The sequence below is a fragment of the Albimonas sp. genome, from assembly GCF_055129145.1.
Map to the genome: position 1 here is coordinate 1 of NZ_JBSRTQ010000217.1, position 5,085 is coordinate 5,085.

The 5,085-nt window shown below is 71.2% G+C and carries 5 protein-coding genes and 1 tRNA gene; 4 read left to right on the forward strand and 2 right to left on the reverse strand.

Annotated features, from left to right (window positions below; all coding sequences use genetic code 11):
- Together ACTB72_RS20345 and ACTB72_RS20350 are read right to left on the reverse strand one after the other, a co-directional pair.
- Nucleotides 1-76: transfer RNA gene (locus ACTB72_RS20345), tRNA-Val, on the reverse strand.
- Between the two features lie 35 nt (nucleotides 77-111).
- Nucleotides 112-804: an HAD-IA family hydrolase gene (locus tag ACTB72_RS20350; RefSeq protein ID WP_463038850.1), complete on the reverse strand. Its 693-nt coding sequence runs from the start codon at nucleotides 802-804 to the stop codon at nucleotides 112-114.
- Nucleotides 805-910: 106 nt separating this feature from the next.
- On the opposite strand from ACTB72_RS20350, the gene glmU reads away from it, so the two are divergent.
- From glmU to ACTB72_RS20370, 4 genes are all read left to right on the forward strand, one after another.
- A complete protein-coding gene (gene glmU, locus ACTB72_RS20355; RefSeq protein WP_463038851.1) occupies nucleotides 911-2,287 on the forward strand; it encodes a bifunctional UDP-N-acetylglucosamine diphosphorylase/glucosamine-1-phosphate N-acetyltransferase GlmU in 1,377 nt (458 codons plus the stop codon).
- A gap of 70 nt (nucleotides 2,288-2,357) precedes the next feature.
- Nucleotides 2,358-4,184 carry a glutamine--fructose-6-phosphate transaminase (isomerizing) gene (gene glmS, locus ACTB72_RS20360; RefSeq protein WP_463038852.1) on the forward strand — a complete coding sequence of 609 codons (1,827 nt, stop codon included), beginning with the start codon at nucleotides 2,358-2,360 and terminating at the stop codon, nucleotides 4,182-4,184.
- Nucleotides 4,185-4,390: 206 nt separating this feature from the next.
- Nucleotides 4,391-4,876 carry a hypothetical protein gene (locus tag ACTB72_RS20365; protein ID WP_463038853.1) on the forward strand — a complete coding sequence of 162 codons (486 nt, stop codon included), beginning with the start codon at nucleotides 4,391-4,393 and terminating at the stop codon, nucleotides 4,874-4,876.
- 13 nt (nucleotides 4,877-4,889) lie between these two features.
- A partial coding sequence (locus ACTB72_RS20370; protein ID WP_463038854.1) for a DNA alkylation repair protein occupies nucleotides 4,890-5,085 on the forward strand: 196 nt, incomplete at its 3' end.

Sequence of the window (5,085 nt, forward strand, 5' to 3'; positions counted from 1 at the left end):
TGGTGGGCGGTACTGGATTCGAACCAGTGACCCCAGCGATGTGAACACTGTGCTCTACCAACTGAGCTAACCGCCCGGTGACGCGCTCATTAAGGGGCGCGTCGGGTGGGGTCAAGAGGGGTCGGACGCCGGACGCAGGGTTTCGAGCAGGGCGGGCAATTCGGCGTAGGCGCCGGTCAGCGCCTCGGGCGCCAGCGCGGCCAGGTTGTCCGCCGACAGGCCGAAATCCATCAGCACGCAGGGGATGCCGGCGGCGCGCGCGGCGGAACGGTCGGTGACGGTGTCGCCGACCATCGCCGCGCGCGCGAGCGTCGAGCCCGCGCGCTCGGCCGCCGCGCGCACCGGGCGGGGGTCGGGCTTGGGCGCCTCCACGCTATCCGCGCCGATGAGGGAGCCGAAGCGGGGCAGCACGCCGAGCGCGTCGAGCAGCAGGCGGGCCAGACGCTCGGGCTTGTTGGTGCAGATGGCGAGGCGCCAGCCGGCGGCCTCCAGCACGTCCAGCGCCGCCTCGACCCCGGGGAAGAGGTGGCTTTCGTCGGCGATGCGGGCCTCGTAGGCGGCGAGCAGGGCGGGCACGGCGGCCTCCACCGCGGGTTCGATCCGCGCGGCTTCCCAGCCCTCGCGCGCGAGGCCGAGGCGCAGCATCGCCCGCCCGCCGCGGCCGGAGGTTCCGGCGTCGCCCACCGGGTCGAGGCGCGCGGCGACGCCGATCCCCGCCAGCGCGGTATTGGCGGCGCCGATCAGGTCGCGAGACGTGTCGGCGAGCGTGCCGTCGAGGTCGAAGATCGCGCAGCGCGGGGTCATCGGGGCGACCTTTGGTCGGGAAGGCGAGGCTCCGAAACGCGCTGCAACAACATATGACCGTCCCCGACATTCCGTTTGCACTTAAGGCGGTGTTAAGGCTCGGCCCATGGAACGTCCAGCTGACTCGAAGCCCCGCCCCTGCGCCGCCGTGATCCTCGCGGCGGGCGCGGGAACCCGCATGCGCTCGGCGCTGCCGAAAGCCCTGCATCCCGTGGGGGGCTTTTCGTTGCTCGCCCATGTGATGGCCGCGGCGGAGGCGCTGCGCCCCGAGCGGATGGTGATCGTCGCGGGCCATGGGGCGGAGGCGGTGACCGCCGCCGCCCGCGCGATCCGGCCCGATGTGGAAGTGGCGATCCAGGCGGAGCAGCTCGGCACCGCGCATGCCGCCGGTCAGGCCCGCGCGGCGCTGGCGGGGTTCGAGGGCGACGTCTTCGTGCTTTACGCCGACACGCCGCTGGTCCGGCCCGAGACGCTCGCCGCCATGGCCGCGGCGCGCGAGGCAGGCGCCGCCGTCGTGGCGCTGGGCTTCGAGGCGGCCGACCCGACGGGCTACGGGCGCCTGATCCTCGAGGACGGCGAACTGGTCCGGATCGTGGAGGAGAAGGAGGCGACCGAGGCCGAACGCGCCATCCGCTTCTCCAATTCCGGCGTGATCTGCGCGGAGGCGCCGGCGGTGTGGGACTGGCTCTCCGAAGTCTCCAACGACAACGCCAAGGGCGAATATTACATCACCGATCTGGTGGAGATCGCGCGCGCCGACGGCCGCCGCGCCGCCGCCGTCGCCTGTCCGGAGGCGGAGACGCTGGGCGTGAACTCGCGCGCCCAGCTGGCCCAGGCGGAGGCGGCGTTCCAGGCCCGCGCCCGGGCGGCGGCGATGGCGGCGGGGGTGACCCTGACCGCGCCGGAAACCGTGTTCTTCGCGCTCGACACCCGCATCGCGGCGGATGTCTCCGTCGGCCCCAACGTGGTGTTCGGGCCGGGGGTGGTGATCGAGACCGGGGCCGAAATCCGCGCCTTCTCCCATATCGAGGGCGCGCATGTGGGTCGGGACGCGATCATCGGCCCCTTCGCCAGGCTGCGGCCGGGGGCGGAGATCGGGACCGGCGCGCATGTCGGCAACTTCGTCGAGCTGAAGAACGCCGTGCTGGGGGAGGGGGCGAAAGCCAACCACCTCACCTATCTGGGGGACGTCACGGTCGGCGCCGGCGCCAATATCGGGGCCGGAACCATCACCTGCAATTACGACGGGTTCCAAAAACACCGGACCGAGATCGGGGCGGGGGCCTTCATCGGCTCGAACTCGGCGCTGGTGGCGCCGGTCTCGGTCGGGGCGGGGGCCACGGTGGGCGCGGGGTCGGTGATCACCGGCGACGTGCCTGACGACGGCCTGGCGGTGACCCGCGCCCCGCAGGAGACGCGTCCCGAAGGCGGGCGGCGTCTGCGCGAAAAACTGGCGGCCGAAAAGGCCGCGAAACAGGGCTGATCCGCCCGTCAGAGGCGGACGCCCCCCCCGAGGCAGGCCGAGCAGGCCGGAACAACAAGGAGCGCTGCGCATGTGCGGCATTGTCGGGATCCTGGGCAAGGACCGTGAGGCGGCGCCGGTGCTGCTGGACGCGCTGCGGCGCCTGGAATACCGGGGCTATGACAGCGCCGGCATCGCCACGGTGGACCATGGTCGGCTCGACCGTCGCCGGGCCCCGGGCAAGCTGACCGCGCTGGAGGCCGCGCTGGAGGCCTCGCCCCTGACCGGGTCGTCCGGCATCGGGCATACCCGCTGGGCCACCCATGGCGCGGCGACGATGACCAACGCCCATCCCCACGCCTCGGCCCGCGTCGCGGTCGTGCATAACGGCATCATCGAGAACTTTCGGGAGCTGCGCGCGCTGATGGCGGCGCAGGGGCACAGCTTCGTCACCCAGACCGACACCGAGACCATCGTCCATCTCTGCCAGGACTACATGGACCGCGGGCTTTCCCCGGTGGAGGCGGCGTCCGAGACGCTGGGCCGGCTGGAAGGCGCTTTCGCGCTGGCCTTCCTCTTCGAGGGCGAGGACGACCTGATCGTCGCCGCTCGCCGCGGCTCGCCCCTCGCCATCGGCTGGGGGGAGGGGGAGATGTTCGTGGGCTCCGACGCGCTGGCGCTCGCGCCCATGACCGCGCGCATCACCTATCTGGAGGAAGGCGACTGGGCGGTGATCACCCGCGCGGGGGCCGAGATCCATGACGACGCCGGGCGCATCGTCACCCGCCCGGTGCAGGTGGTGGCGCGCGAGTCGGTGATGATCGACAAGGCCGGCCACCGCCACTTCATGGCCAAGGAGATCCACGAGCAGCCCACCGTCTCCACCTACGCGCTGGCCCATTATGTCGACGCGCTCACCGGCCTGATCCGGTCGGAGGCCGAGGCGGTGGATTTTTCGACCGTCGACCGGGTGGTGCTGGTGGCCTGCGGGACGGGGCACTACGCCTGCGCCATCGCAAAGTACTGGTTCGAGAAGATCGCGCGGCTGCCGGTGGAATGCGACATCGCCTCGGAATTCCGCTACCGCTCGCCCCCCTTGTCGAAGCGCGACGCCGCCGTCTTCGTCTCCCAGTCCGGGGAGACGGCGGATACGCTCGCCGCGCTGCGCTACGCCGCCCCCCATGTGGGGCATGTGCTGTCGGTGGTGAACGTCGCCGAATCATCCATCGCGCGCGAATCGCAGATCGTGCTGCCGATCCTGGCGGGGCCGGAGATCGGGGTCGCCTCCACCAAGGCCTTCACCTCGCAGCTGGTGACGCTCGCGGCGCTGGCGCTGCTCGCCGCCCGCCAGCGCGGCGTGATCGACGCGGACGAGGAGCGGCGCCTGGTGCGCATCCTCTCCGAAACCCCGCGCAAGCTGGCCGAGGCCATCGCCTGCGCGCCCGAGATCGAGGCCGCCGCCCTGACCTTGGCGGAGGCGCGCGACGTGCTCTATCTCGGCCGCGGCCCGATGTTCCCGCTGGCGATGGAAGGCGCGCTGAAGCTCAAGGAGATCAGCTACATCCATGCCGAGGGCTATGCGTCGGGAGAGCTGAAGCACGGGCCGATCGCGCTGGTCGACAGCTCGGTCCCCGTGGTGGTGCTGGCGCCGCGCGACGGGCTCTTCGAAAAGACCATCTCCAACATGCAGGAGGTGATGGCGCGCGGCGGGCGGATCGTGCTGTTCACCGACGCCGCCGGGGCCGAGGCCGCGGCCGAGGGCGCCGCGCGGGTGGTGGTGATGCCCGATTGCGACCCGCTGATCGCGCCCATCGTCTACGCCGCGCCGGCCCAGCTTCTGGCCTATTACGCGGCGGCGTTCCTGGGAAAAGACGTGGACCAGCCGCGCAATCTCGCCAAGTCCGTTACTGTGGAGTAGTCGACGAAAATAAGGTAGAAGCGCACGTAACGTGAGGGGACGTCGTTCCGCGAACCATCCGTAGCCGGGGCCGATACGCCGGTTCGGTCGGAAGCGTCGCGTGGCGAACAGGGCGCAATACGGGCAAGGCGCCGAAAAAAATTGAGCAGACAAGTCGAGCCCCGCTTCGTTCGCAGCGGGTGTGGCCGGCGGACTGGAGCGAGACAATGAGCATTTCCTGGGCGCGATGCGCTTTGCTGACGCTTGCCGCGTCAGGACTGTCGGGATGTCTGGGCCTGGGCGCCCCGAAGGTCGAGGAGGCCAAGGCCAATCCGTTGATTCGCCCCGACTGCTACACCGTCGATCCCTACAAGCCGATCCGCATCGCCAAGCCCGATCCCAAGGCGCCGAAACAGTCGGCGTCCTATCTCGGGCGCTGGGGCGGGGGCGCCTGGAACGGGTCGGTCTGCCATGACCTGTGGGTGATGGAGGTCGGGGCCGACGGCCATGTGCTGATGTTCGACGCGCACGGGCCCGGCTACACCTCCGACGCCACCGGCTTCCTGCGCCGCGGCGAGATCACGCCGGAGGGCCGCATCCGCGTCCGCAAGGGCGGCGCCATGGTCACCTACTGGATCGAGGACGGGATGCTGCATGGCGAACGGGCGACCACCGGCCGGGTCGACAAGATCGTCATGGCGAAGAAGTCGTGACCGGATCCAGATCATGAGCGGCGACGACGTCGCAGCCTCCGACGCGCCCGAGACGCAGGTTCACGCAGACGCGCCGGATCCGGGCGAGGCGCTCGCCGCCCTGCGCGCGCTGGGCGACCCGGATCGCGCCGCCGAAGCCGCCCGCGCCCACAAGACCGACCGCGAGACGCTGGGCGTCCCGGCGCCCGCCATCGACGCGCTGGCGCGGG

Bases quoted from the DNA above. Each gene is read 5' to 3' on its own strand.
- ACTB72_RS20365 (WP_463038853.1), top strand. From the start codon at position 4,391: ATGAGCATTTCCTGGGCGCGATGCGCTTTGCTGACGCTTGCCGCGTCA.
- ACTB72_RS20350 (WP_463038850.1), bottom strand. From the start codon at position 804: ATGACCCCGCGCTGCGCGATCTTCGACCTCGACGGCACGCTCGCCGAC.
- glmU (WP_463038851.1), top strand. From the start codon at position 911: ATGGAACGTCCAGCTGACTCGAAGCCCCGCCCCTGCGCCGCCGTGATC.
- glmS (WP_463038852.1), top strand. From the start codon at position 2,358: ATGTGCGGCATTGTCGGGATCCTGGGCAAGGACCGTGAGGCGGCGCCG.